This is a genomic window from Massilia polaris (assembly GCF_012927275.1).
GTDB lineage: Bacteria > Pseudomonadota > Gammaproteobacteria > Burkholderiales > Burkholderiaceae_D > Telluria_A > Telluria_A polaris.
In genome coordinates this window covers 196,240-222,334 of record NZ_JABBGG010000002.1, presented here as the reverse complement: position 1 = coordinate 222,334, position 26,095 = coordinate 196,240, and the positions used below count along the sequence as shown (strand labels likewise).

Below are 26,095 nucleotides of genomic sequence, written 5' to 3'. Positions count from 1 at the left end.
TAATGTCATTCCGATCCGCTGATTTCGCGCTGCAGCTTTTTGGTCAGCTTCGCGAATACCAGTTCGTACGAGCGGCGCAGCAGCGCCTCGGCTTCGGCGTCGCCAAGGGCGCCCGCGTGTTCCACGTAAATCCACTTCGCCCGCGCCAGGTAAGGCGCCGGGATAATGCCGGGGCGGTCGGTCAGCTCGAGGAAACGTTCGTCTTCCACCTTGAAGCTCATGCCCTTGGCCGGGCTTTCGTCACCGGTCACGGCGAACATTTTCTCGCCAACCGAGAACACCAGGTCGGCGCCCCATTTGATATCTTCGGTGGCGCCGGGGAAGGTGCGGCACAGTGCCTTGGCACGCTCAAAATCCATCATGCTATCTTTCGTTATGCCAGCCAGCGCTTGCGGCGGCGGTAGAATTTCATGTCGCGGAAGCTCTTGCGTCCCGCGCCGGAGACGCCAAGGTAGAACTCCTTGACGTCCTCGTTGTTGGCCAGTTCGCTCGCTTCGCCTTCCATGACCACACGCCCGTTTTCGAGGATGTAGCCGAAGTCGGCGTAGCGCAGCGCGACCGTGGTGTTCTGTTCAGCCAGCAGGAAGGAGACGCCCTCCTTGCGGTTCAGGTCTTTCACGATGTCGAAAATCTCTTCGACGATCTGCGGCGCGATGCCCATCGACGGTTCGTCGAGCAGGATCATCGACGGCTTGGCCATCAGCGCGCGGCCGATGGCGCACATCTGCTGTTCGCCGCCCGAGGTGTAGCCGGCCTGGCTGCTGCGGCGTTCCTTCAGGCGCGGGAAATACTGGTACACCGCGTCGAGCGAATCCTTCAGCTCCGCACGCGATACCGAGCGCGTGTAAGCGCCGGTCATCAGGTTTTCTTCGATGGTCAGGTGGCCGAAACAGTGGCGGCCTTCCATTACCTGCGACAGGCCGCGCTTCACCAGTTCGTTCGGCGTGAGCTGGTCCACACGTTCGCCCTGGAACCGGACCTCGCCCTTGGTGACGTCGCCGCGCTCGCCGCGCAGCAGTGTCGAAATGGTCTTCAGCGTGGTCGATTTGCCGGCGCCGTTGGCGCCCAGCAGCGCCACGATTTTCCCCTTCGGTACCTGCAGCGACACGCCTTTCAGGACCAGGATGACGTGGTCGTAAATGACTTCGATGTTATTCACCGACAGGTAGGGCTGGCTGGCTGCGTCGTTCGTCATGGGCTTTCCACTTGTTCGTAAAACGCCCCGGCTGTCGAAACAGCCGGGGTGCGGTCGTGCTTCTTACTGCATGCAGGCCGGCGTGAGGTTTTTCTCCTTGGCGTAGGCGGCCGAGGATTCTTCAACCAGCTTGCGGGTCAGCGCCTTGTCGCCCACGACCCAGTTCGGCGTGATGGCTTTCCACTTGCTGCCGTCCCACTGCTGGACCTTGACCGCGCCCGAACCTTCGTGGTCGTCGCAGCTGGTCTTCACGGTCGGGAACATGCCGAACGCGCCGAGCGCCTTCTGGCGTGCTTCGTCGACGTTCAGGTTTTCCAGGCCCCAGCGAACCTGCTCGCCCGTCATGACCTTGCCCTTGCCGTACTTCTCCTGCGCCTTGCGGATACCTTCGACCCACAATATGCCCATCGTCATGCCGCGCATGTGGTACACGGAGCCGATGCGCTTCTGGTCGGCCAGGTTGCCGTTACCTGCCGCGTAGACCTTGGTGCGGATCTGGTCGATGACCGGGTAGTTGCCCGGCGTGTTGAAGGTCATCGAGGTGTAGCCCTTGGCTGCGTCGCCCGATGGAATGGTGTCTTCTTCCGAGCCCGCCCACCATACCCCGAGGATTTTCTCGCGCGGGAAGCCGTTGCGCTGCGCGGTCTTGATCGCGACCGAGTTCATCACGCCCCAGCCCCACAGGATCACGTGGTCAGGCTTGGCCTGGCGGATCTGCAGCCACTGTGACTGCTGCTCGCTGCCCGGCGGCGCGACCGCGATCTTGATCAGCTCGAAGCCGTACTGCCTGGCCTGTGCCTCCAGCACCGGCAGCGGCTCCTTGCCGAACGCCGAGTCGTGGTACAGGTGGACAATCTTCTTGCCCTTCAGCTTGGCGTAGCCGCCGTTCTTGTCGGCCAGGTACTTGATCATCGCGGCAGCCTGGTTCCAGTAGCTGGTAATCAGCGGGAAGACATACGGGAAGACCTTGCCGTTGGCGGCGTCGGAACGGCCGTAGCCGAGGGTCGTCATCGGGATCTTGTCCTGCGCGACGCGGTCAAGGATGCCGTACGCGATACCGGTCGACAGCGGCTCGACCAGCGTGGCGCCGCCTTCCTGGGTTTTCAGGCGCTCGTAGCATTCGACGCCGCGCGACGGGTTGTATTCGGTCTCGCACTCCTGCCACTTGATCTTGACGCCGTTGATGCCGCCGCTGGCGTTGACAAGGTTGAAGTAGTCGATCGCGCCGCCATAGAAGCCGGAGCCGCCGGCCGCATATGGGCCGACGCGATAGGATGGCAGCGCGACGAACTGGTCGGCTGCGCTAACTTGGTTGAAGGCGCCTGCGAGGGCCGCGCACAGCAAGAGCTTGGTGGTCAGTTTCATTTTTTGTCGTCTCCTAAGGTCCGTAAATAGCAACGTTTGTTATTGCGTCCGTGCGGCCCGGTTAATGCGGGAAGGGCCACAGGCGCAATTTTTCTTTACCTACTTGCCACAAGCGCGCGAGGCCATGCGGCTCCACGATCAGGAAAAATATGATCAACGCGCCAAACACCATCAACTCCAGGTTCGATGCCACCGACGTGGGCAGGGACATCCCGTGCGCCACGATGTTGAGGAAGACCGGCAGCAGCACAATGAAAGCCGCGCCAAGGAAGGACCCGAGGATCGAGCCAACGCCGCCGATGATGATCATGAACAGGATGCGGAACGACAGGTCGAGGTTGTAGGCCTCCGGTTCCACGGTTCCCAGGTAGGCGTAGGCGTACAGCGCGCCGGCCACGCCGCAGTAGAAGGAGCTGACCGCGAACGCCAGCAGCTTGGTGCGCATCGGACGGAATCCGATGACTTCCGCCGCCACGTCCATGTCGCGCACCGCCATCCAGGAGCGCCCGACGTTCGAGCGCACCATGTTCTTGGCCAGCAGCGCCATCAGCGCGACGATCGCCAGCACCAGCATGTACTTGCTCGCAGGGGTGTCGAACGCATAGCCGAAGATGGTGATCTGCTGCGCCGTGATCACGCCGGAGGAGCTGTTGCCGGTCAGGTAAGGAATCTTGGTCAGGCACCAGACCACGAAGAACTGCGTGGCCAGCGTCGACGCCGCAAGGTAGAAGCCGCGGATGCGCAGCGACGGCAGGCCGAATGCGATGCCGACCATGGCCGCGCACAAACCGCCCAGCACGAACGCAAGCAGCATCGGAATGCCGGGGATACGCGCGACGAAGTTCCACGACGCGAACGCGCCAACGGCCATGAAGGCCGCGGTGCCGAGCGACAGCTGGCCGCAGTAGCCGGTCAGGATGTTCAGTCCAATGGCGGCAAGGGAAAAGATCAGGAACGGGATCAGGATCGCCGACAGCATGTAAGGCGAGGCGATCATCGGGACCAGCGCCAGCGCGATGCCCATCAGCGCAAGCATGGCGACGCGGTCCTGGCGGATCGGGAATACCTGGCCATCCGACTGGTAGGTGGTTTTAAACTGTCCGGCTTCACGGTAGAACATCTCAAATCCTCCGGATGATTTTTTCGCCGAACAGCCCTTCAGGGCGAACCAGCAGGAACAACAACGCAAGCACGTACGGGAACCAGCCTTCGATGCCGCCGCCGACATACGGCCCGAGGTAGACCTCGGCCAGTTTTTCGGAAGCGCCGATAATCAGGCCGCCGACAATCGCGCCCGGCACCGAGGTGAAGCCGCCCAGGATCAGCACCGGCAGCGCTTTCAGGGCGATGAATGTCAGCGCGAACTGCACGCCGTTGCGGGCGCCCCAGAGCATGCCGGCCACCAGTGCGACCAGGCCGGCCACGCCCCACAGGACGGCCCAGATCCGCTGCAGGGGGATGCCGACAGCCAGTGCGGCCTGGTGGTCGTCAGCCACTGCGCGCAGGGCGCGGCCTACTTTGGTCTTGGAGAACAGCAGCGCGAGGACGGTCACCAGTACGCCGCAGATGGCGGCGGCGGTCATGTCGAAGTTGGACACCAGGATGTTGTAGTTATCCATCAGGTAGGTGTTCGGTATGTCGTCGATCGGCAGGTCGAGCTTGCGCACCTGCGAGCCCCAGACCAGCTGGGCCAGCCCCTCGATGAAGAAGGCGAGGCCGATGGTGGCCATGAACAGGGTGATTTCGGGCTGGTTGACCAGCGGACGCAGCACGATGCGTTCGATGGCGATGCCAAGCAGGATCATCACCGCAATGGTGGCCGGGACCGCGACCCACAGCGACACGCCGAACTTGTCGATGATGCCCACGCACGTAAGCGCGGCGAAGAACACCATTGCACCCTGGGCGAAGTTGAATACGCCGGACGCCTTGTAGATCAGGACGAAGCCAATGGCCACCAGCGCATACATCACGCCGGAGAGCAGGCCGCCGAGAAGCACCTCAATAAAAAAGCTCATGTTCATTCCTTAGTTCCCGCAACTGAGAGACCGTCATTCCCGCTGTCGCGGGAACCACGTTAATGAGCGACGCCAAGATACGCATTGATGACGTTCTGGTTGTTGCGCACCTCGTCGGGCGTGCCGTCGCCGATCTTCTTGCCGTAATCGAGCACCACCACGCGGTCCGAAATATCCATCACCACGCCCATGTCGTGCTCGATCAGCACGATGGTGGTCCCGAACTGGTCGTTCACGTCGAGGATAAAACGGCACATGTCCTGCTTTTCCTCGACGTTCATGCCCGCCATCGGCTCGTCGAGAAGCAGGATCTCCGGTTCGGCCGCCAGCGCCCGTCCCAGCTCGACGCGCTTCTGCAGGCCATACGGCAGCCGCCCGACCGGCGTCTTGCGGATCGCCTGGATCTCCAGGAAGTCGATGATCTCCTCGACTTTCTCGCGGTGGGCGATTTCCTCGCGCCGCGCCGGCCCGATGTACAGCGCCTGCATCAGGAAGTTCGACTTCATCTTCAGGTTGCGGCCGGTCATGATGTTGTCGAGGACCGTCATGCCCTTGAACAGCGCGATGTTCTGGAACGTGCGCGCCACGCCTGCCTTGGCGGCCGCGTAGCAGTCCATGTTCTTGCGGGTTGCGCCGCGCAGGACGATCTCGCCTTGCTGCGGGCGGTACACGCCGTTGATCACATTAAGCATCGAGCTCTTGCCGGCGCCGTTCGGCCCGATGATCGCGCGGATCTCGTGTTGCTTCACGTCGAAGGAAATATCGGTCAGCGCCTTGACGCCGCCGAACGACAGCGAGATGTTCTTCAGGTCGAGGATGACGGGGCCGATCGCGCGGCCAGCTCCGACCCGGGCTTCCAGATCAGTCATATCCATGGTATCGGTCTCCGTCACGCTGCGCGCTCCATCGATGGGAAGGTTTTGGCGTCGACGATGCGCAGGTCGGCGCTGACGACGCCGGTGCGGCCGTCCTCGAACTTGACCTGCGTGCTGATGTACTGGCTGGCCTTGTCGCTGTACAGCGCGTCGATCAGCACCGCGTACTTCTCGGCGATGAACTTGCGGCGCACCTTGCGGGTGCGGGTCAGCTCGTCGTCGTCCGGGTCGAGCTCCTTGTGCAGGATCAGGAAGCGGTGGATCTGGGTGTCCCCCATCATCGCCTCGCTGGCCAGGTCGGCGTTGACCTTCTCGATGCAGTCGCGGATCAGCTCATACGCCTGCGGGTGCGCCGCCAGGTCGGTGTAGCCCGAATACGAGATGTTGCGGCGTTCGGCCCAGTTGCCGACTGCTTCCATGTCGATGTTGATGAAGGCGCAGACCCGGTCGCGCGCATTGCCGAAGGCGACCGCCTCTTTGATATACGGGAAAAACTTGAGCTTGTTCTCGATGTAGTTCGGCGCGAAGATGGCGCCGCCGTTCATCTTGCCCACGTCCGCCGCGCGGTCGATGATCTTCAGGTGGCCGTCGGCGTCGAAGATGCCGGCGTCGCCGGTGTGGAAGTAGCCGTTCGCATCGATCACCTCAGCGGTAGCGTCGGGGCGCTTGAAGTAGCCGTCCATCGTTGCCTTCGATCGCACCAGCACTTCACCGTTGTCGGCCAGTTTCACTTCGACGCCGGGCGCTGCGACGCCGACGCTGTCGAACTTGATGTTCCCGTCAGGCTGCAGGCAGACGTAGGCGCAGGTTTCGGTCGAGCCGTACAGCTGCTTGAGGTTGACGCCGATCGAACGGTAGAAACGGAACAGGTCCGGCCCGATCGCCGCGCCCGCGGTGTAAGCGACGCGGATGCGCGACATGCCCAGCACGTTCCTGAGCGGGCCGTACACCAGCAGCTTGCCGATGGCGTATTTGAGCCTGTCGCCCGCTGCAACCGGCTTGCCGTCGAGGATATCGGCGCCGCAGCGCCTGGCCACGTCCATAAAGTAGTGGAACATGCGGCGCTTGATGGCGCCCGCGTCTTCCATGCGGATCATCACCGTGGTCAGCATGTTCTCGAACACGCGCGGCGGTGCGAAGTAATAGGTCGGGCCGATTTCGCGCAGGTCGGTCAGCACGGTGTCGCCCGATTCGGGGCAGTTGACGGTGAAGCCCGCGACCATCGCCTGCGCCAGCGAGAACAGGCAGTCGCCCACCCAGGCCATCGGCAGGTAGGACAGGATGTCTTCGCGGTCGGTCAGCTTGTCGAAGCCGACGCCGCCGGTGCCGGCCGCGATCAGCGAGGTATGCGACTGCACCACGCCTTTCGGCTTGCCGGTGGTGCCGGATGTATACAGGATGATGGCCGGATCGCTGCCGAGTCCCGCTTCCACCTGCGCTTCGAAGAAGCCGGGGTTGGCCTGGTCGTAGGCGCGTCCGAGCGTGGCCAGCTGCGCCAGCGACACCAGGCCTGATTGGGTGTAGTGGCGCATGCCGCGCTCGTCCTCGAACGCGATGTGCGCGACGCGCGGGCACAGCGCCTTCAGTTCGAGCAGCTTGTCGACCTGTTCCTGGTCTTCGACCACGGCGAAAGCGACTTCCGCGTCGTTCAGCACATAGGCCATGTCGGCAGCCGGCGCGTCCTGGTACAGCGGCACAGGAACGCCGCCCAGGCTTTGCGCGGCCAGCATCGCCCAGTACAGGCGCGGACGGTTGTCGCCGATGATGGCCAGGTTCATGCCGCGCTTGAAGCCGATCGACGCCAGTCCGCAAGCCATGGCGCGTACTTCGGCGTTGACTTCGGACCAGTTCCAGGTCTGCCAGATGCCCAGGTATTTTTCGCGATAAGCTGGCCGCGTTGGGCGGGTCTGGCGGTGCGCCAGCAGCCGCCGCGGAAAAGTCTGCAGTTGCGATCCGTCGGGTGTATCCACCGCGTGTCTCCTTCGCTTGTAACGGCATTCCGGCCGCGCAAAAGGATTTGCAGGGCAGGATGCGTTTTTGTGTGATGATATTAGCTCGCGTTTCAATCTTGCGTTGTCATTTGGATGACAATTGCGCGACTTTCGATGCTGCGACGCACAATGGACAATCAAGCACAAACACTGACACAACATCTCCGGGCGACTATCTGGGCGCGCTGCCTGACGGCGGCGCAGATGGTGCGCGTCGAGGCCGAGACTTTCGAGCAATTCGTACCGAAGGGTGGATTCGTTTGCCGCAAGGGCGAGCCGATGGAAAGCTGGACCGGCATCATCGACGGTCTGGTGAAGATGAACAACTTCTCTCCGGCCGGAAAGAGCGTGACCTTTACCGGCGTGCCGGCGGGCGGCTGGTTCGGCGAGGGTTCGCTGCTCAAGGATGACCGCCGCAAGTACGACGTGATCGCGTTGCGCGATACGCGGGTGGCGCAGATGCCGCGCGCGACGTTTGAATGGCTGCTGGAAACCAGTCTGCCGTTCACGCGTTTTCTTTTGATGCAGCTCAACGAGCGCTTAGGCCAGTTCATCGGACTGGTCGAGACCGACCGCCTGCTCAACGTCGACACCCGCGTGGCGCGCTGCCTGGCGTCGATGTTCAACTCCCACCTTTATCCTGGCGTCGAAAAGGTCGTTCAGATTTCGCAGGAAGAGATCGGCTACCTGTCGGGCGCTTCGCGCCAGCGCGCCAACCAGGCGTTGCAACTGCTGGAGAAGGAAGGGCTGGTGCGCATCGATTACGGCGGCATCCGCGTGCTCGATGTCGACGGCTTGCGCCAGTTCGAGACTTAGGCGGCGGGCCCGGCAAAGCTGTCGGGCAGCGACAGGACTTGTCCAGGCAGCGCAACCGGGGCCACCGCCACGGGGTCGCCGTTGCCACCGATGATACGGGACTGACCCGGCATGGACGGGTCGGCCAGCCCGAACATCGATAGCATGGAAGGCGCGACGTCATACAGGCTGGTACCTTCGGGCCATAGTTCGTCGACAGCGACGCCCGGACCGCTGGCAATCCAGAACGGACGCGTTTCGTTACCGCCGGTAATCATTATCACCGCATCATTGCCGCCGAGTGCCAGCATGCGCGCGACGAAAGCGTCCAGCAGCGCGATCAGCGCCCACGCGGTACCCTTGCCGGTTTCGCGCTGCGCGGGGTCGCCGAACATGCCTCCCAATCCGGCCAGTACCGGGTAACGAACCGCACACATGTCCAGCGCGCCATGTTCGGCCAGGTAGGTGGCCACTGTGTGCGCGCCGCTGGTCTCCGCGAGCGCCCTGGCGAGCATACGCAATTGCTCCGGCCGCACAGATCCGCTCTCGCCCGCTACCAGGGGGCCGAGCTGGGACGGCGCCAGGTCTTCGGGATGGACACGCAGGTCGGCCAGCAGGCCTGCCATGCTTAGCGGCGCCAGCGCGCCCGGCGGTATTCCCCATTGTGCATAGCTGTGCGCGCGGACCTCGAAGAATCCATCGCTGGCGATTATGCCCCGGGCCAATTCATCGAAGTGGGTACCGCGCAGGTTGACCAGCGCGCAGCGCTTGCCGGCATCGTCCAGGTAGCGAGCGAAACCCGGCACCTTGAGGTGCAGCGCGCCGGCGAGGTCGGCGCCGAATCGGTCCGGGCGCGGCGCCATGGCCGCCAGCAAGCCGCTGTCGGCGGGGCCGCGTCCGGTCAGGACCACCCCATCCATTAGCGGATGCCGGCCGACCGGCGCGAGAGGACCCGCGCTGCCGCTTTCGATCAGGGCATGGAGTGTGGGCAGCCAGGAAGCCGCATCGTCGCGGCTCAGGCACTCCCAGGGCAGGCCGGGCAGATGGAGCAGCATGGCCTTCATTCGGATTCACTCGCGTACGGCAGCGGCAACTCGTACAGGCTTGCGGCGCCGACCTGGCGTACGCGGAAGCGCCGAGCCAAGGCCAGTACGCTTGTGTTGTCCTCGTGAATATGTGCCACGCCACGCGTGCAGCCCTGCGCGACGAGCCGGCGCAGGGTGGAATGAATAATGTGGGTGAAAGCCCATGTATTGCGGCTGCCGGGGGCGATCAGCAGCGGGTCGATGGCGGCGATGCCATCGCGTACGACGATGCCTAGTGCGCCGGCCAGCACGCCATTCACACGGAAGGCGCGGGCATGGCTGATATCGGCGTTGGGCGCCGGATATTCGCCGCATGCCTCAAGGTGGCCGCGCGTGAGAATGCCAAATTCGCGGACGCAGAGTGTCGACAGGTCACGCGCGGCATTGTCGCGATAGGGCTCGTCCGCCAGGCCAGCAGGCAGGCGGCCCGACACTTCGAGGTGGTGGTGCTGGATATCGACATGGTCGAATGCCTTGTCGAAGGCGAATTCGAAGACGAGCGTGCGGCGCCGCGGCGCAAAACCGAAGCGCGCCATCAGCTTGTGGCCGATCTCGCTGTCGACCGGCGCAAGCGGACGAAGCGACGGCGCGCGCAGGGTGCGGGCCGTCCCGATCACGTGTTCGAGCATGGCGCTGGCGGCGCCGCGGCGGCGCATTTGCGGCGCGACGGCCAGGTCAAAACGATAGGCGGGGTGTTCGGCGCCGGTGGGCGAGCACAGGAGCGCAAAGCCAATCAACGCAGGGCCCTCGTACGCGGCGTACATGGCCGGCGTGGCCTTGACGTCGCGTGCGCCGGGGAAGAGAGATGGGATCAATGCGCTGTGGGTGCGCGTCACATCGCGCACTTCGATTGACCTCATCTGCTTCCTTCAGCGTGGGATTAGCGCTTGGCGGCGCGGCGGCGCATGGCGCCAATGCCTGCAAAGCCAGCAGCCAGCAGCGCCAGCGATGCCGGCTCCGGCACTTCGGCGGGTGGAACGCCGTTGCATCCGGCAGCGGCGGAACCGGCGCCGATGGCCGTGTTGGCGCAGGTTTCGACCGCAGTACCAATGATGGTCGCGGCGCCAGCATGGTTCATCGCGATATTAGCCCAGCCGTAGAAGGTGTCGTCGCCGCTTGCCAGTGCAAAGCCGAGGTAGCCGCTGACGTCGCTGAATCCGTTGTTCCAGCTGCCGGAATGGCATGAACCGTTGGTGCTGGCCTTCGGGCCGCAGCCGACGCCGGCATACCAGTTCTGGTGCGAGTACGCAGCCAGCATGTTGTTGGCGTCGAAATCAGTCGACGCGCCGATCAGGTTGCCAAATGCCAGCGGGCCGCCCGCACTGACGGTCGCGCCATTCAGGCCTTCGACTTCATAGCTAAACTTGCTGGTGAAAAGCTTGAGCTTGATATGGTTGGTAAAACGCAAGTCTTTGATGCCGTCGCCGTTGACGTCAAGCTTGATGACCGTGGCATTCGCCGCGCCGGCCGCGAAAGCGCCGCCCAGTGCGATCATCGACAGGAACATTGGTTTGAAGTTTTGGCTTTTCATTTTCTATTTTTTTCAAAAAGTTTGAATGTATGAGTATCAAGCAATATTGATGCCAAGAATCTAAACTTGATAAATATCAATGACTTATCTCAAGCTTTTTGTCTTCTGGCAGACAAGGTGTAAAAAATTCCGACACAACTCGGCGCTTGCACTTGTCGCCCGGACAGCGGGTATCATAGTCCGATGACTGTCCAACAAAATTCTCATGACTTTTTCTGAACCAGCGCCACCGCGCGCGGTGCGCCTGGAACGCCTGCGCGCGGCTATGCAGCGCCACCGTATTGACGCCTGTGTCGTGCCGTCGGCCGACCCGCACCTGTCCGAATACCTGCCGGGCCACTGGAAGGGCCGCGAGTGGCTGTCCGGTTTCACCGGTTCAGTTGGCACGTTCATCGCCACGTCATCGTTCGCCGGCGTGTGGACCGACGGGCGTTACTGGACGCAGGCCGAAACCGAACTGGCTGGCAGCGGCGTCGAGCTGATGAAAATTCCATCGGGCGCCAGCCTGCTGCACATCGAGTGGCTGGCTGCGAACATGGCGCCCGGCCAGACAGTGGCGGTGGACGCGCGCGTGCTTGGGCTGTCGACTGCGCGCCTGCTGTCGGATGCGCTGTCGGCGCGCGGCATCCTGCTGCGCACCGATATCGACCTGCTCGACGAGGTCTGGAGCGAGCGCCCCGGCCTGCCCACTGACCCGGTGTTCGAACATGCCGCACCTTTCGCGTCCACAAGCCGCGCTGCCAAGCTGGCCGCAACACGGGAAGCGATGGCGGGCCTTGGAGCCAATGCGCATTTCATTTCGACGCTGGACGATATCGCTTACCTGTTCAACCTGCGCGGGGCCGACGTCAGCTTCAACCCGGTGTTCCTTGCGCACGCGCTGATCGCGCCGGAACGCGCCACCCTGTTCGTCGGCGACGACAAGGTTCCGCCCGCGCTGCGCGCCAGCCTGCAGGCCGACGGCGTCCACCTGGCTCGCTACGACGACGCGGCCGGTGCACTGGCCACGCTGGGCACCGAGACCACGCTACTGGTCGATCCGCGCCGCATCACGGCGGGAATGCGCGCGGCGGTGGGGCCCGGCGCGCGCGCGATCGAAGCGGTCAACCCGACCACCTTCGCCAAGTCGCGCAAGACCGGCGACGAAGCCGCGCACGTGCGCGCGACGATGGAGCAAGACGGAGCCGCGCTGTGCGAGTTCTTCGCCTGGCTCGAAGCCACGCTGCAGGACCCGCAGCGCGAACTTCTGACGGAAGTGGCCATAGACCGCCACATCACGGCTGCCCGCGCGCGCCGTCCGGGGTTTGTCAGCCCGAGCTTCGGCACCATCGCCGGCTTCAATGCCAACGGCGCGATCATGCATTACCGCGCCACAGCGCAGTCGCACGCCGTCATCCAGGGCCACGGCCTGCTGTTGATCGATTCTGGCGGCCAATACCTGGGCGGCACCACCGACATCACGCGCGTGGTCGCGGTCGGCGAGATCAGCGACGCGCACCGGCGCGACTTCACGCTGGTGCTCAAAGGGCTGATCGCACTGTCGATGGCGCAGTACCCGCGCGGTACCCGTTCGCCGCTGCTCGATGCGATTGCGCGCGCCCCGATCTGGGCCGCCGGTATCGATTTCGGCCACGGCACTGGACATGGCGTCGGCTACTTCCTGAACGTGCACGAAGGGCCGCAGTCGATCTCCCCAAGCACCGCGCCGGACCCGCACACCGCGATGGAGCCGGGTATGATCACGTCGATCGAACCTGGCATCTACCGGCCGGGCAAGTGGGGCATCCGCATCGAAAACCTGGTGCTGAACGTGCCGGCCGCAACGACGCAATTCGGCGAGTTCCTGCGCTTCGAAACGCTCACGCTGTGCCCGATCGATACGCGCTGCATGGACCTGTCGATCCTGCGCGCCGACGAGCGCGCGTGGATCAACGATTATCATGCGACCGTGCGCGCACGCCTGGCACCCCATGTCGCGGGCGCGGCGGCGGCATGGCTTCATACCCGGACGGAGGAAATCTGATGGCAAGTGGACGTTCAACCCGCGCGAGCACCGCCGTGGACCGCCTCAAGGAGCGCACCGGGAACCAGGGGTACTCGATGGCCCGCACTGGCGACGGCCTGTTCCAGCTGAGCGAAAAGCCAGGCGAGCCGCCGCTGTGCGAGCCGCTCGAACTCGACGAATTTGTCGCGTTCGTGAAGAAGCTGGGACCGCAGGAGGTCAGGCGCGTCAGCAAGTATGATGTCGCGTTCGAAAAACAACTGGTAAAGAAACCGACCACCTGAGCGGGCAACCGCCGAAAGACAGCGCATGGCTCCTAATGAACTGCTGGCCTCTTACTGGTCACAACCGGAAATCGGAACCAACCTGCTGATACTGGCCAATATGGTGGGCGCGCTGCTGCTTGGCCTGTTGGTGGGCTATGAGCGCAGCTACCACGGCCGCGCTGCCGGGATGCGCACCTACGGCCTGGTATGCATGGCGTCGGCCGCGCTGATGATGGTCGCCGGCTACCCCGACTCGTGGTACGGGGGGCAGGGCACCGCGATGACGCTCGGGATCGATCCGACCCGCGTCATCCAGGGCATCGTCACCGGCATTGGCTTCCTCGGCGCGGGCGTGATCATGCGCGAAGGCTTCAACATCAGCGGACTGACGACGGCCGCGTCGATCTGGACCGCATCGGCGATCGGCGTGATGGTCGGCGTCGGCTTCTACCTGGCTGGGATCGGCCTGGCGCTGCTGTCGGCCGGTATCATGATCTACCTGTCGCGGCTCGAAGGCATCCTGCCGTCGCGCCATGCGATCGCCATATCGCTGCGCTTCGACGCTGGCTACACGCCGCGCGAGACCGAACTGCGCCGGCTGGCCCTGGAACGCGGCTACGAAATCGCCGGCGGCTCGCTCACGATCAGCAACGACCACGGCGTGCACGAGTGGCGCTTCGTCGCGCTCGCGCTGTCGAAGCACAGCGGCGCGCCGTTGTCCGACCTGGCCCATGAATTGTCCAACTACGATGGCATTGCCAGCTTCAAGCTGGCGCACGCGCGTAACTGATTAAAAAGGAAAAACGTGACTCCGCAAGACGTTCTTGATTTCTGGTTCCTGCCCGCTTCCCACGAAGGCCACGGCAAGCCGCGCGCCGAATGGTTCCAAAAGGACGCCGCATTCGACGCTGCCATCACCGACCGCTTCGGCACGCTGATCGCATTGGCGGTCGGCGGCGGCCTGCGCGAGTGGGACGAGCACGGGCCGCAAGGAACGCTGGCGCGTATCGTGGTGCTGGACCAGTTCACGCGCAACAGCGCACGCGGCACGCCCGACGCATTTGCCGGCGACGCGCTGGCGCTGGCCGCCGCGCGCAAGCTGGCCGACAGCGGCGCGCACCTGGCGCTGACGCCGGTACAGCGCTCGTTCGCCTACATGCCCTTCGAGCACGCCGAGGACGCGGCGATGCAGGAGACTGCGGTACGGCTGTTCAGCGACCTGTCCAGGGAAAATCCTGGCTTCGAGATGGCCCTCGATTACGCGCACCGCCACCGCGGCGTGATCGCGCGCTTCGGCCGCTTCCCGCACCGTAACCCGATCCTTGGCCGTGCGTCGACAACCGGGGAGCTGGAGTACCTGAGCCAGCCCGGCTCCGGATTCTGATGGCGCCTACGCTGAACATCATCGGCGCCGGCCATGTCGGGCGCGTGCTGGGACGGCTGTTTGCAGCCAGCGGCGAGTTCGATATTGGCGGCGTCCTGACCCGCTCCGCCGGCAGCGCAGCCGATGCGGTTGCCTTCATCGGCGCAGGGCAGGCGCTGGAAAGCGTGGCGCAGCTTGCCCGCGCCGACACGTGGATGCTGGCGGTGCCCGACGACCAGATCGCGGCCGTGTGCGAACAGCTTGCGGCCACGGTGGCGCTGGACGGCGCACTGGTGTTCCATTGCAGCGGCGCGAAATCGTCAGTGGAGCTGGACTCGGCAGCCCGGGCCGGCGCGCTCACCGCGAGCGTCCATCCGATCCGCAGCTTCGCCGACCCGCAAGCTGTGGCCGGGTCATTCGGCGGCACGTGGTGCGGCGTCGAAGGCGCGCCCGGTGCGATCGCGATGCTGGAGCCGGCGCTGCTGGCCATCGGGGGAAGGGTGGCGCACATCGACGCCGCCGCGAAAACCCTGTACCACGCAGCGGCGGTATTCGCGTCGAACTATCTTGTCACCGTCGTCGACACGGCACTGCGCGCATACCAGGCTGCCGGCATCCCCGCAGCGGCTGCGCGCGAACTGGCACGGCCGCTGGCGACCGAAACGCTGGCCAACGTATTCAGGCTCGGACCGGAAACCGCGCTGAGCGGTCCGGTCGCGCGTGGCGATATGGCAACGGTAGCGCGCCAGCAGGCGGCGGTTTCGGCATGGGACCCGGAGGCGGGCAAGCTCTACGAAGCGCTGGCCGCAGCGACGGTCCAGTTGGCGGCGAGACGGACTTAGTTGCCATTTTGCACGGCTAATCTGTTGGTTTTGTCCGACGTTGGGCGCTGTTGATGTCGCGGTTAAAAAAAGATGCAAGGATGCATCGACAAACGCCAGAAATCGCAATAAGCTTGTTCCGTTACGGCAACTCATACCCGAGTATTGTCTAAAAGTCAGCTTTGGCGACGGTCAAGCGGAGAAAAGAATGCTATTCCTGAAAACTACATCTGTGACGAAGGCCCCAGGCATCTACGAAGTGGATATCGCGGCCAAGCCACCCGGCAAGACCTTCGGCATCTTCTTGGCGACCGACCCGGACAATCCCCCGGCCGGCGTGCTGGCTGCGCTGGAAGGCATCGGTTTCCAGAATACCTACAAGCAGAGCTACACCCACAAGGACAAGGGCAAGGTGCTCGACCTGCATTTCCAGAAGAACGGCACCGACCTGTTCAACGGCTGGAAAACGGACGAGTGCGCTGCCAACCTGGCCGCCATCGAGACCCTGTTCGACAGCGTCGGCGTCAAAGTCGCACCCCGCGTGATGAGCCTGGCCGAAGCCTACGCCTGAACCCCGATGTTGTCCTGCTCCATGCTGGTATCCTGTCGATGCGATGCCGGCATCCTGGCCGGCCAGCACAACAATGGACCTGTTCACCTCAAGCAATTCCCTGATCCAGATACCGATTCCGGACGGTGAATTGCTGTGGCTCGAGCAGTTGCCGCTCGGCCTGGGCAACGACGAGGTACTGGCGCAGCTGGTGGCGCAAACCGCCTGGCGCGCCGAGTCGATTACCCTATGGGGCAAGCAGCACCTGCAGCCGCGCCTGACCGCATGGCATGGCGACGCGCGCTACAGCTATTCCGGGCTCGACCTCGCGCCGCAGCCGTTCACGCCCCTGCTGTCGGAGATCAGGCAGGCCGTCGAAACCGCGACCGGACACCGGTTCAACAGCGTACTGCTCAACTACTACCGCAACGAGCGCGACAGCATGGGCATGCATAGCGACGACGAAGCCGAACTTGGCCCGGAACCCGCTATCGCTTCGGTCAGTTTTGGCGCCACCCGCACCTTCATCCTGCGTCACAGGCACTCGAAACAGACCCTGAAACTCGACCTGAGCAGCGGTTCGCTGCTACTGATGAGGGGAAAGACACAACATTTTTGGTTGCACGGAATTAACAAATCCGCACGCCAGATCGGACCGCGCGTGAACCTAACTTTCCGCTATATCACCTAAAAGTCGGCTAAAATTCGCAAAAATGCCCATGAAAATAGCTGAACACCAGGTCAGCTATTTTCAATTCGGGTTACATCTCATTACAAATCTTACGGGATACCCACGGACTCAGCCTTGCCGTTGATGCTATCTTGGCTACCTCGCAATTCAATCGAATTGCGGACCAGAACGTTTCAACAACACAGGAGTCCGTATGAAAAAGCTTATCTTCGCATTGATCGCAGGTGCCACCGCAATGGGCGCAGCCCAGGCACAGAACAAACCGTACCTTGGCGCCGGTGTGGTTGCCGCTGATAACACGTTTGAAGTGTCGGGTACGACCAACCGCAGCGCCGAAGGCTACAAGGCCGGCGGCAAGATCTTCGGCGGCGTCGAAATCGACCAGAACTTCGGCGTTGAGCTGGGCCACACCGACTTCAAGAAAACCGATGTCGGCTTCACCCGGAACGGCGTCGCCGGCCGCGGTGAGACCGATGGCCGTGCGACCTACGTCGCCGCCAAGGCAACCGCGCCGATGAACGAGCAGTTTTCCTTCTTCGGCAAGCTGGGCGTCGCCCACACCAAGGCTAAGCTGAGCAGCGCCACCCCTGGCATGACGCGCAGCGAGTCCGACAACGCGCTGTACGCCGGCCTGGGCGCCCAGTACAACCTGAGCCAGCAAGTCGCGCTGACCCTGGAATACGAACGCTATGGCAAGAAGCGCGATTTCGGCCCTAAGCCGGACGCGGTGACCCTGGCAGCACGTTACAACTTCTAAACTGAAGTCGTAAGTTTCAACGCAGGGCGGGAAGGGCCGATCGGCTTTCCCGCCCTGTTCTATTGTGGCGGCGTTTTTTCAGGTGGGAATCGCGTAGCCGGCCGCGACAAAGCGGTGCAGCGACGACCACGGCCAGTCTTCTGGCCGCTGGCACATGCCGTGCCGCAATGGGTTGCGGTGGACGCAGTCGACCAGCCTGCGGTATTCGGCCTCGTCGGGCACCGGGAGGTGCTGGTAGCGGCGCGTCCAGATGGCGCCCGCATCGCCGTTGCCCAGCCCTGACTTGCGCAGCGACTTGGAAAAAGCGATCTTCACCGCGCGCCAGCGCGTGGCGCAGTCGTGGTCGCCCGGCGGCAGGGTCCAGATCGCGTGCGCATGGTCGGGCAGCACCACCCATGCATCCACATGGAAGGGCTTGCGGGTGCGAACCAGCCGGATGGCTTCGCCGAAGGCCGAGATGTGATCCGTCAGCAGCGCGCTGTGCGGGTCGTCCAGCCTTACCGTAAAGAAGTAGGTCGGACCAGGGACGCGGTTGCCTTGGTAGTCGTTCATCAGAATTGCTCCGAGAAACCCTGTCCTTCAGGGCAGGGAGTGAAAGGAGCCGGGCGCGTAGCGCCCGCAGCCGTCCAGGTAAAAAAATGTTTTGAACTTGGTTGTTGGGGCATGGTCAAACTCCATAAGTGCTTCAGTATGCGATTACGCGCTGGGGCATGAGTCACCTGCACCGTTTTTTTCCGATCCGCAGTCGCCTTAGGCGAGGTCGAGAGATATCCTGCGGATTGAATAAGAAGCTGGGCTACTTTCAGTCCGGCTTCCGTCTGGGGCATCAGACGCCAGCAGTGGGAATCCCCTTCCGTTTACGAAGGGGAGGATGTCAACATCGTAGTTTGGACGATGGCTACGCGCCGCCATGTCGATTTGCTCAAACGGGCGGAATGGCTTTTCTGCGGCACAAAAAAAAAGCTCCCTTCAGAAGGGAGCTTGTGGCTGGCGCCGTTTCCGTTTACACGGTCAAGGGCTTGTAGCGAATACGTTTCGGCTTGGCGCCTTCTTCGCCCAGTCGCTTCTTCTTGTCGGCTTCGTACTCCTGGTAGTTACCGTCGAAGAAGGTGACCTGCGAGTTGCCTTCGAAAGCCAGGATGTGCGTCGCGATACGGTCGAGGAACCAGCGGTCGTGCGAGATCACCATCACGCTGCCGGCGAACTCGAGCAGGGCATCTTCCAGCGCGCGCAGGGTTTCCACGTCGAGGTCGTTGGACGGTTCATCCAGCAGCAGCACGTTGCCGCCCTGGAGCAGCGTCTTGGCCAGGTGCAGGCGGCCGCGTTCACCACCGGACAGGTTGCCGACGATCTTCTGCTGGTCCGAACCCTTGAAGTTGAAGCGCCCCAGATAGGCGCGCGACGGCATTTCGAAGCGGCCCACGGTCAGTATGTCGGCGCCGCCCGCGACGTCCTCGAACACCGATTTTTTGTCGGACAGTTCATCGCGGTGCTGGTCGACGATCGAGACCTTGGCAGTCTGGCCGATCGCCACTTCGCCGCTGTCCGGTTGTTCTTTGCCGGTGATCATCTTGAACAGGGTCGACTTACCGGCGCCGTTCGGCCCGATGATGCCGACAATCGCGCCCGGCGGCACGGTGAACGACAGGTTGTCGATCAGCAGGCGGTCGCCGAATGCTTTCGAGACGTTCTTGAACTCAATGACTTCATTGCCCAGGCGCTCGGCCACAGGGATGAAAATCTCCTGGGTTTCGTTGCGCTTCTGGTATTCGTGCTCGGACAGCTCGTTGAAGCGGGCCAGGCGGGCCTTCGACTTGGCCTGGCGCGCCTTTGGGTTCTGGCGCGACCATTCAAGTTCCGTCTTCAGCGCCTTCTGGCGTGCCGATTCGGTCGATTCTTCCTGCTTCAGGCGGGCCTGCTTCTGGTCCAGCCACGAGCTGTAGTTGCCCTTCCATGGAATGCCGCTGCCGCGGTCCAGTTCCAGGATCCACTCGGCCGCGTTGTCGAGGAAATAGCGATCGTGGGTGATGGCGACCACGGTGCCCGGGAAGCGCAGCAGGAACTGCTCGAGCCAGTCGACCGATTCGGCGTCCAGGTGGTTGGTCGGCTCGTCGAGCAGCAGCATGTCAGGCTTGGACAGCAGCAGCTTGCACAGCGCCACGCGGCGCTTCTCGCCGCCCGACAGCACGCCGATCTTCTGGTCCCAAGGCGGCAGGCGCAGCGCATCCGCAGCCATTTCCAGCTGCAGGTTCAGGTTGCCGCCGTCGGAGGACGAGATGATCGCCTCCAGCCGCGCCTGCTCGGTGGCGAGCGCGTCGAAGTCAGCGTCTTCATCGGCATAGGCCGCATACACGGCTTCCAGCTTGGCTTGCGCTTCGAACGCTTCGCCCAGGCCCGATTCGACTTCCTGGCGTACGGTGAGTTCAGGGTCCAGCTGCGGTTCCTGCGGCAGGTAGCCGATGTTCAGGCCCGGCATCGGGCGCGCTTCGCCCTGGATGTCGGTGTCGATGCCTGCCATGATTTTCAGCAGGGTGGACTTGCCGGAGCCGTTCAGGCCCAGCACGCCGATCTTGGCGCCCGGGAAGAATGAGAGGGAAATGTCTTTCAGAATCTGGCGTTTGGGCGGAACGATTTTGCCCACGCGGTTCATGGTATAGACGTAATTTGCCATTGAGTATCTCGGTTAAAGCGGAAGGTCAACAGGATACAGTAATCGGCAATGCTTATGGCCGTTTCACATCCATTTCACGGGGCGCGGCGCACGCTTGGGGTCATCCATTAACCAAGGAGCATGACATGACCCGTACTTTCCTCCGCGCAACCGCCTGGCTGGCCGGTATCCTGGCGATGCTCGCCGCCCTCGGCTGGGGCTATTACCTGAGCCTCGACCTCGACAGCATCCCGAAGGCCAACCAGCATGCGACCACGGCAGGCCTGCCTTACCTGAAGCAAGCCGTGAATGAGAAGCGTGGCCGCATCCTGGCCATTGTCAGCAGCGCCGAACGCGGCGGGCCGTTGAGCAAAAAAGCTGGCTACGAGCTGACCGAACTGTCGCGCGCCTATTACGCGTTCAAGGTGAACGGCTACGAAGTGGACATTGCGTCGCCACTGGGCGGCAGGCCGCCGGCCAGCATCGACACGGACGACCTGCAGGACCTCGATTACGCGTTCCTGAACGACGCCGAGGCGCAGGCAAAGGCAAGCCAGTCGCTGCCGCTGGCGCGGGTCGACACGGCGCGCTACGACGCCGTGTATGTCGTCGGCGGCAAGGGAGCGATGTTCGACCTTCCGGGCAACCGCGATGTTGCACGCATTGTGCTGGACGTCGCGCAGCGCGGCGTGGTTGGCGCGGTGTGCCATGGACCCGCTGCACTGCTGGACGTGGCCATGGCGGACGGCAAGCCATTTGTCGCCGGCAAACGGATGACCGGCTTCACCAACGATGAAGAGCTGTTCCTCGATGCGAATGCGCGTGCGCGCTTCCCGTTCCTGCTGCAGGACCGGGCGCTCGACCGCGGCGCACGCTTCGTCTCGGCGCCAAACTATCTTGACAACACTGTCGTCGACGGCCGCCTCGTGACAGGGCAGAATTCATGGTCGACCTGGTCGACCGTCGAGGCGATGATCAAGGCGCTGGGCCATGCGCCGGTTGCCCGTGAGCCAGGCCCCGACGAAAACAGCGTGCGCATGCTGGCCGCTTACCAGCGTGGCGGCCTGGCGGCAGCCCGCGCCGAGCAGGCGAGCGTGCCGCAGTTTGATAAGATGCTGGTACTGATGCACGCGCTCGTGGCTGCGATGGAGTGGCGCCTCGCCGACGCATTCCAGCTACAGCGCCTGGCAAACCGATAAAGGACCGCAGTCCGTGCACATACTCGTCGTCGAAGACCACGCGCCGCTGGCGCGCAACCTGGCTGAAGGCCTGGAGCAGCATGGCCACAGCGCCGACTTCGCGGCCGACGGCGCGCACGGGCTGGGGCTCGCGCTCGACAACCATTACGACCTCGTACTGCTCGACCTGACCCTGCCCGGCATCGATGGCCTCGAAGTCTGCCGGCGCTTGCGTGACCAGTCCGCGCGGCGCATCCCGGTGCTGATGCTGACCGCGCGCGACGCATTGCACGACAAGCTGGCCGGTTTCGACAGCGGCGCCGACGATTACCTCGTCAAGCCATTCGCGCTGGAAGAACTGCTGGCGCGCTGCCATGCGCTGGCGCGGCGCCACACGCTGCACCAGCATCACACCCTGGCGATTGGAAGCCTGAGCATCGATCGCCAGGCGCAGGCTGCGGCGCGCGACGGACAGCCGCTTCGGCTGCACCCGGCCGGCTACCAGATCCTGCTGGCGCTGGCCGAAGCGCATCCGCGCACGGTGACGCGCTCGGAACTGACGCACGCTTTATGGGGCGACGATCCGCCCGACTCGGACGCCCTGCGCAGCCACATGTACCTGCTGCGCCAGGCGCTGGACAAGCCGTTCGCCCGTGCGATGCTGCTGACGGTGCACGGCGTCGGCTTCCGCATCGACGCCGCCGCATGAGCGCGCCGAACCACAGCCTGCGGCGCAGGATCGTCGCCGCCTTTACCGTGTTCGCGCTGGCGACGGCACTGTGCTTCTCCGCTTTCAGCCTGATTTTTGTGTACACGGTCGAAGACAGCTTCTTCCACAACATGTTGCGCCAGGAAGTGGACCACCAGCGACAGGCTGGCGCCAGTCCCATCAAACCGCTGCGCGATTTCGTCAGCATCCATCGCGACAGCAGCACTTTTCCGCCCGACCTCGCGCGTCAGTTCAATGCCGGTGCCGGACGCGAGTTCTTCGGCGACGCAGGCCGCCATTACCACGTTGTTCCGCCAGGCGCGGTGCCGTATTACCTCGTCGCGGAGGTGAGCCGGGAGCTGGTCGTGCGTGCGCGCCTGCCATTCATCGCGGGCGTGCTTGGCGCGCTGGCGCTGGCGATGGCGGCGCTGACCGCGGGCTTCGGTTACTGGCTGGCGCGCCGCGCAACCGCGCCGCTGGACCGGCTCGCACACCTGGTCGCACATGCCGCACCCGGACAGCTGCCGCGCAGCTTCGCGGGCGACTTTCCCGACAATGAAATCGGCGCGCTGGCGAAGGGGCTGGAACAGGCGATGGACAGGATCGCCGAATTCATCGAGCGCGAACAGCATTTCACGCGCGACGCCAGCCACGAACTGCGTACCCCGCTGGCCGTTGTCAGCGGCGCCGCAGGCCTGCTTGCCAGCCAGCCGCTGGCGCCGCAACAAGCGGCGCAGGTGCAGCGCATCGTGGTCGCTTCCGAGGCCATGGCGCAATCGGTCGACACCCTCTTGGCGCTGGCGCGCGAAGACCTTGGTCAAACGCCGTCGGCGGAACCGGTGCTGATGCTGCCGCTGGTGGAAAGCGTGGTGGTCCAGCATGCGCACCTGCTGGATGGTAAAGCGGTAAAAGTGGTGGTGGATGTCGATGCGAAGGATTGCGCGGTGTGCCGCCGCGTCGCGCTGTCGATCCTGCTGTCGAACCTGGTCAGCAACGCATTCGCCCATACGATGGCTGGACAGGTTCGCATCAGCTTCGAACAGCCCTGCCTGATGGTGGCCGACAGCGGCCCGGGAATACAACCGCGCCTGCACAGGGCAGGCGCGAAGGGGGAGGGCAGTACAGGCTTCGGACTAGGCCTGTCGATCGCACACCGGCTGGCGGCGCGCAGCGGGATCGGCCTCGAGATCGACAGCGAAGCGGGTGCGGGCACCCGCGCCGTTCTGCGCTTTACTTAATTAGAGCGCTTCCACAGCCCTTCGGCCGCGTACAGCGCCAGCGCGCTCCAGATCATCAGGAAGCCGACCAGCTTGCCCGAGGTGAAGGCCTCGTGGAACAGGAAGATGCCAAGCGCGAACTGGATGGTCGGGCCGATGTACTGCAGCAGCCCGAGTACCGACAACGGGATCTTGCGCGCACCGGCCGCGAACAGCAGCAGCGGGATCGCGGTGATCGGTCCGGCCGCCACCAGCAGCCAGCGGGTGGTGTCGGACGCGGTGTTGATGAAGGCGTTACCGCCATTCATCGTCAGCCACACCACATAAGCGAGCGCGAACGGGAACAGCAGCATGGTTTCGAACGACAGGCCTTCGAGCGCGCCCAGTGCCGCGGTTTTGCGCATCAGGCCATACAGGCCGAAGGACGCGGCCAGCACCAGCGCGATCCACGGCATGCGGCCGGCGTCCCACGCAAGCCACGCCACGCCGGCCGCGGCCAGCGCGATCGCCGCCCACTGGCCGCGGCGCAGGCGCTCCTTCAGCACCAGGTAGCCGAGCATGACGTTGACCAGCGGGTTGATGAAGTAGCCCAGGCTCGATTCAATCACGTGTCCGTTGTTGACCGCCCAGATATACAGCAGCCAGTTCCCGGACAAGAGCAGGGCGCTGATCGCGAAGCTGCCGATCACGCGCGGCTGGCCGAGCAGCGGACGCACCCAGGCCCACTGGCGGCGCACGGTCAGCACGATCATCAGGAACAGCAGCGACCACACCACGCGGTGCACCATGATCTGGGTCGGCGGAACTTCGTTAAGCGCGTGGAAGTAGAGCGGGAACAGGCCCCAGCACAGGAATGCCAGGGCGGCGGACAGGATGCCGGTACGCATGAGGAACAATCAAAAAATTCGCTAAGACAACATTATCGCTGACCTGGATAATCGCCGCTGACGGCGGCTTACCTGCTGTAAAGGCGACCGCCGTGCTTGAGTGGTAAAGTGCCAACGACCCAAACTTTATTCCGCTTGCAAATTGCCTTCCACTGGCATATTGTGCAACGCATCAAAAACAACAATATGGTGCAACTTTGACCTCGGAACATAAGAAAAGCAGCGTTGCGGCGCTGACGCTGGCTGCGGTCGGCATCGTCTACGGCGACATCGGCACCAGCCCGCTGTACACCCTGAAAGCTGTTTTCGACACCACCCACGGCCTCGCGCTCAACACGCCCAACCTGCTCGGCGTCCTGTCCCTGATCTTCTGGGCGCTCACCATAATCGTTTCCCTCAAGTACGTCACCTTGATGCTGCGCGCCGATAACCGCGGCGAGGGCGGTGTCATGGCGCTGATGGCGCTGGCGCTCAATTCGGTCACCAAGGGGTCCGCCTGGTACGTGCCGCTGATGATGCTTGGCGTGTTAGGCGCCACCATGTTCTACGGCGACAGCGTGATCACGCCCGCCATCTCGGTGCTCGGCGCGATCGAAGGGCTCGAAGTGGCCGCCCCGGGAATGGAAGCGTATGTCGTGCCGATTTCGATCGTGGTGCTGGTCGCGCTGTACTCGGTGCAGTCGCGCGGCACCGCCGGCATCGGCCGCTGGTTCGGCCCGATCATGCTGGTCTGGTTCCTGACCCTTGCGGTGATGGGCGTGTACCACATTTTCGAGGCTCCCGAGATCCTGGCCGCGCTCAATCCGATGCACGCCGGCCGCTTCATGTTGGATAATAAGTTCACCGCGTTCGTCGCGCTTGGCGCCGTGGTGCTGGCGATGACCGGCGCCGAGGCGCTGTATGCCGACATGGGCCACTTCGGCAAGAAGCCGATCCGCCTGGCCTGGTTCGCGGTTGCCTTCCCCGCACTGGCGCTCAACTATCTTGGCCAGGGCGCGCTGCTGATCAGCCATCCTGACGCGGTCAGCAATCCGTTCTTCAACCAGGTCGACGGCTGGGCCGTCTATCCGCTGGTGGCGTTGTCGGCGATGGCCGCCGTGATCGCGTCGCAGGCGACCATTTCGGGCACCTTCTCGATGACCAAGCAGGCCATCGCGCTGGGCCTTCTGCCGCGCATGCGCGTGCTGCATACGTCGGCCAGCGAGATCGGCCAGATCTACATCCCCGCCGTGAACTGGCTGCAGCTGGTCGTGGTGCTGCTTGCCGTGGTGTCGTTCGGATCGTCCGACGAACTGGCGGGCGCCTACGGCATCGCCGTTACCGCCACCATGCTGTGCACGACCATCCTGACCTTCTTCGTCACGCGCTACCGCTGGCACCTGCCGCTGGTGCTGTGCTTCGGCGCGACCGGCTTCTTCTTCGTGATCGACGTGATGCTGCTGTCGTCGACCACGCTGAAACTGTTCCACGGCGGCTGGTTCCCGCTGCTGCTCGGCGCGATCCTGTTCACCGTGATGATGACCTGGAAGCACGGCCGCGAGCTGGTGTTCCAGAACCTGCAGAAGCATGCGATCCCGCTGCCCGACTTCCTCGACTCGCTGTTCGTGGCGCCGCCGGCGCGCGTGTACGGCACCGCGATCTTCCTGCGCGGCGAAAGCGACGGCGTCCCGCACGCCCTGCTGCACAACCTGTCGCACAACAAGGTGCTGCATGAGCGCGTGGTGTTCCTGACCGTGCATATCCTCGAACAGCCATGGGTATCGGAGCCGGACCAGGTCAAGGTCGTCGACCTGGGACACAAGTGCTACCAGCTGAACGTGTTCTACGGCTTCAAGGATGAACCGGACATCCCGCACATCCTGAAAATGGCGGCCGTCCACGGCCTCGAATTCGAGATGATGGAGACCTCGTTCTTCATCGCGCGCCAGACCGTGATTTCGGCGCCTGGCGGGGGCATGTCGCCATGGCGCGAGCACATGTTCGTGGCGATGTCGCGCAATGCGCGCGGCGCCGCCGACTACTACCAGATCCCGAGCAATCGGGTGATCGAACTGGGAACCCAGATCGAAATTTGATGTCGCCGCTTGCGCCTGGTAATTCGCCGCGTCGATAGCGCGCGAATGATCTGGCGCAGACTGGCGCGGGCAAC

The 26,095-nt window shown here is 63.7% G+C and carries 26 protein-coding genes; 13 read left to right on the top strand and 13 right to left on the bottom strand.

The annotated features are described in order from the left end of the window. Window positions 1-5: 5 nt before the first annotated feature. The 7 genes from HHL21_RS04805 to HHL21_RS04775 all read right to left on the bottom strand — a co-directional run bounded on the left by HHL21_RS04805 (window position 6) and on the right by HHL21_RS04775 (window position 7,423). Window positions 6-362 carry an MmcQ/YjbR family DNA-binding protein gene (locus HHL21_RS04805; protein ID WP_229496045.1) on the bottom strand — a complete coding sequence of 119 codons (357 nt, stop codon included), beginning with the start codon at window positions 360-362 and terminating at the stop codon, window positions 6-8. 11 nt (window positions 363-373) lie between these two features. Then, entirely contained in the window at window positions 374-1,195 is an 822-nt protein-coding gene (locus HHL21_RS04800) for an ABC transporter ATP-binding protein (protein WP_169464117.1), read from the bottom strand. Window positions 1,196-1,258: 63 nt separating this feature from the next. Continuing rightward, on the bottom strand, window positions 1,259-2,560 hold the full coding sequence (locus HHL21_RS04795) for an ABC transporter substrate-binding protein (protein ID WP_169464116.1): 1,302 nt from the start codon (window positions 2,558-2,560) through the stop codon (window positions 1,259-1,261). A gap of 61 nt (window positions 2,561-2,621) precedes the next feature. Beyond that, the gene (locus HHL21_RS04790; protein ID WP_169464115.1) at window positions 2,622-3,680 is read right to left on the bottom strand and encodes a branched-chain amino acid ABC transporter permease; all 1,059 of its coding nucleotides are present in this window, start codon (window positions 3,678-3,680) and stop codon (window positions 2,622-2,624) included. Window position 3,681: 1 nt separating this feature from the next. Beyond that, window positions 3,682-4,578: a branched-chain amino acid ABC transporter permease gene (locus HHL21_RS04785; protein ID WP_206085589.1), complete on the bottom strand. Its 897-nt coding sequence runs from the start codon at window positions 4,576-4,578 to the stop codon at window positions 3,682-3,684. 59 nt (window positions 4,579-4,637) lie between these two features. Further along, a complete protein-coding gene (locus HHL21_RS04780; RefSeq protein ID WP_169464113.1) occupies window positions 4,638-5,453 on the bottom strand; it encodes an ABC transporter ATP-binding protein in 816 nt (271 codons plus the stop codon). Window positions 5,454-5,467: 14 nt separating this feature from the next. Further along, entirely contained in the window at window positions 5,468-7,423 is a 1,956-nt protein-coding gene (locus tag HHL21_RS04775) for an AMP-dependent synthetase/ligase (protein WP_169464112.1), read from the bottom strand. 150 nt (window positions 7,424-7,573) lie between these two features. Here HHL21_RS04775 and HHL21_RS04770 point away from each other — a divergent pair, with 150 nt between their 5' ends. Further along, window positions 7,574-8,260 (top strand): Crp/Fnr family transcriptional regulator, encoded by a 687-nt coding sequence (locus HHL21_RS04770; protein ID WP_169464111.1) that lies wholly within the window; start codon window positions 7,574-7,576, stop codon window positions 8,258-8,260. Here HHL21_RS04770 and HHL21_RS04765 read toward each other — a convergent pair. Genes HHL21_RS04765 through HHL21_RS04755 form a run of 3 tightly spaced genes read right to left on the bottom strand, consistent with a single transcriptional unit; the run spans window position 8,257 to window position 10,855 of the window. Continuing rightward, window positions 8,257-9,294, bottom strand: coding sequence for a hypothetical protein (locus HHL21_RS04765; protein ID WP_169464110.1), 1,038 nt, complete (start codon window positions 9,292-9,294; stop codon window positions 8,257-8,259). The two genes, HHL21_RS04770 and HHL21_RS04765, sit on opposite strands and share 4 nt — an antisense overlap. Window positions 9,295-9,299: 5 nt before the next feature. Next, entirely contained in the window at window positions 9,300-10,184 is an 885-nt protein-coding gene (locus HHL21_RS04760; protein ID WP_169464109.1) for a GNAT family N-acetyltransferase, read from the bottom strand. A 20-nt stretch (window positions 10,185-10,204) separates the two neighbouring features. Further along, window positions 10,205-10,855 (bottom strand): PEP-CTERM sorting domain-containing protein, encoded by a 651-nt coding sequence (locus HHL21_RS04755; RefSeq protein WP_169464108.1) that lies wholly within the window; start codon window positions 10,853-10,855, stop codon window positions 10,205-10,207. A gap of 205 nt (window positions 10,856-11,060) precedes the next feature. On the opposite strand from HHL21_RS04755, the gene HHL21_RS04750 reads away from it, so the two are divergent. From HHL21_RS04750 to HHL21_RS04715, 8 genes are all read left to right on the top strand, one after another. Next, entirely contained in the window at window positions 11,061-12,878 is a 1,818-nt protein-coding gene (locus HHL21_RS04750; protein WP_169464107.1) for an aminopeptidase P family protein, read from the top strand. Beyond that, on the top strand, window positions 12,878-13,141 hold the full coding sequence (locus HHL21_RS04745; RefSeq protein ID WP_169464106.1) for a hypothetical protein: 264 nt from the start codon (window positions 12,878-12,880) through the stop codon (window positions 13,139-13,141). The genes HHL21_RS04750 and HHL21_RS04745 overlap by 1 nt, the downstream gene beginning before the upstream one ends. A gap of 25 nt (window positions 13,142-13,166) precedes the next feature. Then, window positions 13,167-13,913 (top strand): MgtC/SapB family protein, encoded by a 747-nt coding sequence (locus tag HHL21_RS04740; RefSeq protein ID WP_169464105.1) that lies wholly within the window; start codon window positions 13,167-13,169, stop codon window positions 13,911-13,913. A gap of 15 nt (window positions 13,914-13,928) precedes the next feature. Continuing rightward, entirely contained in the window at window positions 13,929-14,507 is a 579-nt protein-coding gene (locus HHL21_RS04735) for a DUF924 family protein (protein ID WP_169464104.1), read from the top strand. Then, a complete protein-coding gene (locus tag HHL21_RS04730) occupies window positions 14,507-15,328 on the top strand; it encodes a Rossmann-like and DUF2520 domain-containing protein (RefSeq protein ID WP_169464103.1) in 822 nt (273 codons plus the stop codon). Before HHL21_RS04735 ends, HHL21_RS04730 begins: the two co-directional genes overlap by 1 nt. Window positions 15,329-15,515: 187 nt before the next feature. After that, window positions 15,516-15,878 (top strand): hypothetical protein, encoded by a 363-nt coding sequence (locus tag HHL21_RS04725; RefSeq protein WP_169464102.1) that lies wholly within the window; start codon window positions 15,516-15,518, stop codon window positions 15,876-15,878. Window positions 15,879-15,951: 73 nt separating this feature from the next. Continuing rightward, a complete protein-coding gene (locus HHL21_RS04720) occupies window positions 15,952-16,548 on the top strand; it encodes an alpha-ketoglutarate-dependent dioxygenase AlkB family protein (RefSeq protein ID WP_169464101.1) in 597 nt (198 codons plus the stop codon). A 193-nt stretch (window positions 16,549-16,741) separates the two neighbouring features. Beyond that, the gene (locus tag HHL21_RS04715; protein WP_169464100.1) at window positions 16,742-17,305 is read left to right on the top strand and encodes a porin family protein; all 564 of its coding nucleotides are present in this window, start codon (window positions 16,742-16,744) and stop codon (window positions 17,303-17,305) included. Window positions 17,306-17,383: 78 nt separating this feature from the next. Here the strand turns inward: HHL21_RS04715 and HHL21_RS04710 are convergent, their stop codons facing one another. Next, entirely contained in the window at window positions 17,384-17,857 is a 474-nt protein-coding gene (locus HHL21_RS04710; protein WP_169464099.1) for an REP-associated tyrosine transposase, read from the bottom strand. 451 nt (window positions 17,858-18,308) lie between these two features. Then, window positions 18,309-19,976: an energy-dependent translational throttle protein EttA gene (gene ettA / locus HHL21_RS04705; protein WP_169464098.1), complete on the bottom strand. Its 1,668-nt coding sequence runs from the start codon at window positions 19,974-19,976 to the stop codon at window positions 18,309-18,311. 125 nt (window positions 19,977-20,101) lie between these two features. Between ettA and HHL21_RS04700 the strand changes: the two genes are divergently transcribed. From HHL21_RS04700 to HHL21_RS04690, 3 genes are read left to right on the top strand one after another with little or no spacing between them, the layout of a single operon-like run. After that, window positions 20,102-21,154, top strand: coding sequence for a type 1 glutamine amidotransferase domain-containing protein (locus tag HHL21_RS04700; protein WP_169464097.1), 1,053 nt, complete (start codon window positions 20,102-20,104; stop codon window positions 21,152-21,154). A 13-nt stretch (window positions 21,155-21,167) separates the two neighbouring features. Beyond that, the gene (locus tag HHL21_RS04695; RefSeq protein WP_370659665.1) at window positions 21,168-21,842 is read left to right on the top strand and encodes a response regulator transcription factor; all 675 of its coding nucleotides are present in this window, start codon (window positions 21,168-21,170) and stop codon (window positions 21,840-21,842) included. Then, window positions 21,839-23,080, top strand: a complete 1,242-nt coding sequence (locus tag HHL21_RS04690; RefSeq protein ID WP_169464096.1) for a sensor histidine kinase — start codon at window positions 21,839-21,841, stop codon at window positions 23,078-23,080. Before HHL21_RS04695 ends, HHL21_RS04690 begins: the two co-directional genes overlap by 4 nt. Here the strand turns inward: HHL21_RS04690 and rarD are convergent. Next, window positions 23,077-23,946, bottom strand: a complete 870-nt coding sequence (gene rarD / locus HHL21_RS04685) for an EamA family transporter RarD (protein ID WP_169464095.1) — start codon at window positions 23,944-23,946, stop codon at window positions 23,077-23,079. The genes HHL21_RS04690 and rarD overlap by 4 nt on opposite strands. A 197-nt stretch (window positions 23,947-24,143) precedes the next feature. Between rarD and HHL21_RS04680 the strand changes: the two genes are divergently transcribed. Further along, a complete protein-coding gene (locus tag HHL21_RS04680; protein WP_169464094.1) occupies window positions 24,144-26,021 on the top strand; it encodes a potassium transporter Kup in 1,878 nt (625 codons plus the stop codon). Window positions 26,022-26,095: the final 74 nt, after the last annotated feature.

What these genes read in the sequence shown, in the direction of transcription:
- HHL21_RS04770 (WP_169464111.1), top strand. Translation starts at nt 7,574, where the DNA reads ATGGACAATCAAGCACAAACACTGACACAACATCTCCGGGCGACTATC.
- ettA (WP_169464098.1), bottom strand. Translation starts at nt 19,976, where the DNA reads ATGGCAAATTACGTCTATACCATGAACCGCGTGGGCAAAATCGTTCCG.
- HHL21_RS04710 (WP_169464099.1), bottom strand. Translation starts at nt 17,857, where the DNA reads ATGAACGACTACCAAGGCAACCGCGTCCCTGGTCCGACCTACTTCTTT.
- HHL21_RS04720 (WP_169464101.1), top strand. Translation starts at nt 15,952, where the DNA reads ATGGACCTGTTCACCTCAAGCAATTCCCTGATCCAGATACCGATTCCG.
- HHL21_RS04725 (WP_169464102.1), top strand. Translation starts at nt 15,516, where the DNA reads ATGCTATTCCTGAAAACTACATCTGTGACGAAGGCCCCAGGCATCTAC.
- HHL21_RS04765 (WP_169464110.1), bottom strand. Translation starts at nt 9,294, where the DNA reads ATGCTGCTCCATCTGCCCGGCCTGCCCTGGGAGTGCCTGAGCCGCGAC.
- rarD (WP_169464095.1), bottom strand. Translation starts at nt 23,946, where the DNA reads ATGCGTACCGGCATCCTGTCCGCCGCCCTGGCATTCCTGTGCTGGGGC.
- HHL21_RS04715 (WP_169464100.1), top strand. Translation starts at nt 16,742, where the DNA reads ATGAAAAAGCTTATCTTCGCATTGATCGCAGGTGCCACCGCAATGGGC.
- HHL21_RS04805 (WP_229496045.1), bottom strand. Translation starts at nt 362, where the DNA reads ATGATGGATTTTGAGCGTGCCAAGGCACTGTGCCGCACCTTCCCCGGC.
- HHL21_RS04690 (WP_169464096.1), top strand. Translation starts at nt 21,839, where the DNA reads ATGAGCGCGCCGAACCACAGCCTGCGGCGCAGGATCGTCGCCGCCTTT.
- HHL21_RS04790 (WP_169464115.1), bottom strand. Translation starts at nt 3,680, where the DNA reads ATGTTCTACCGTGAAGCCGGACAGTTTAAAACCACCTACCAGTCGGAT.
- HHL21_RS04750 (WP_169464107.1), top strand. Translation starts at nt 11,061, where the DNA reads ATGACTTTTTCTGAACCAGCGCCACCGCGCGCGGTGCGCCTGGAACGC.
- HHL21_RS04760 (WP_169464109.1), bottom strand. Translation starts at nt 10,184, where the DNA reads ATGAGGTCAATCGAAGTGCGCGATGTGACGCGCACCCACAGCGCATTG.
- HHL21_RS04785 (WP_206085589.1), bottom strand. Translation starts at nt 4,578, where the DNA reads ATGAGCTTTTTTATTGAGGTGCTTCTCGGCGGCCTGCTCTCCGGCGTG.
- HHL21_RS04795 (WP_169464116.1), bottom strand. Translation starts at nt 2,560, where the DNA reads ATGAAACTGACCACCAAGCTCTTGCTGTGCGCGGCCCTCGCAGGCGCC.
- HHL21_RS04700 (WP_169464097.1), top strand. Translation starts at nt 20,102, where the DNA reads ATGACCCGTACTTTCCTCCGCGCAACCGCCTGGCTGGCCGGTATCCTG.
- HHL21_RS04740 (WP_169464105.1), top strand. Translation starts at nt 13,167, where the DNA reads ATGGCTCCTAATGAACTGCTGGCCTCTTACTGGTCACAACCGGAAATC.
- HHL21_RS04755 (WP_169464108.1), bottom strand. Translation starts at nt 10,855, where the DNA reads ATGAAAAGCCAAAACTTCAAACCAATGTTCCTGTCGATGATCGCACTG.
- HHL21_RS04730 (WP_169464103.1), top strand. Translation starts at nt 14,507, where the DNA reads ATGGCGCCTACGCTGAACATCATCGGCGCCGGCCATGTCGGGCGCGTG.
- HHL21_RS04800 (WP_169464117.1), bottom strand. Translation starts at nt 1,195, where the DNA reads ATGACGAACGACGCAGCCAGCCAGCCCTACCTGTCGGTGAATAACATC.
- HHL21_RS04780 (WP_169464113.1), bottom strand. Translation starts at nt 5,453, where the DNA reads ATGGATATGACTGATCTGGAAGCCCGGGTCGGAGCTGGCCGCGCGATC.
- HHL21_RS04745 (WP_169464106.1), top strand. Translation starts at nt 12,878, where the DNA reads ATGGCAAGTGGACGTTCAACCCGCGCGAGCACCGCCGTGGACCGCCTC.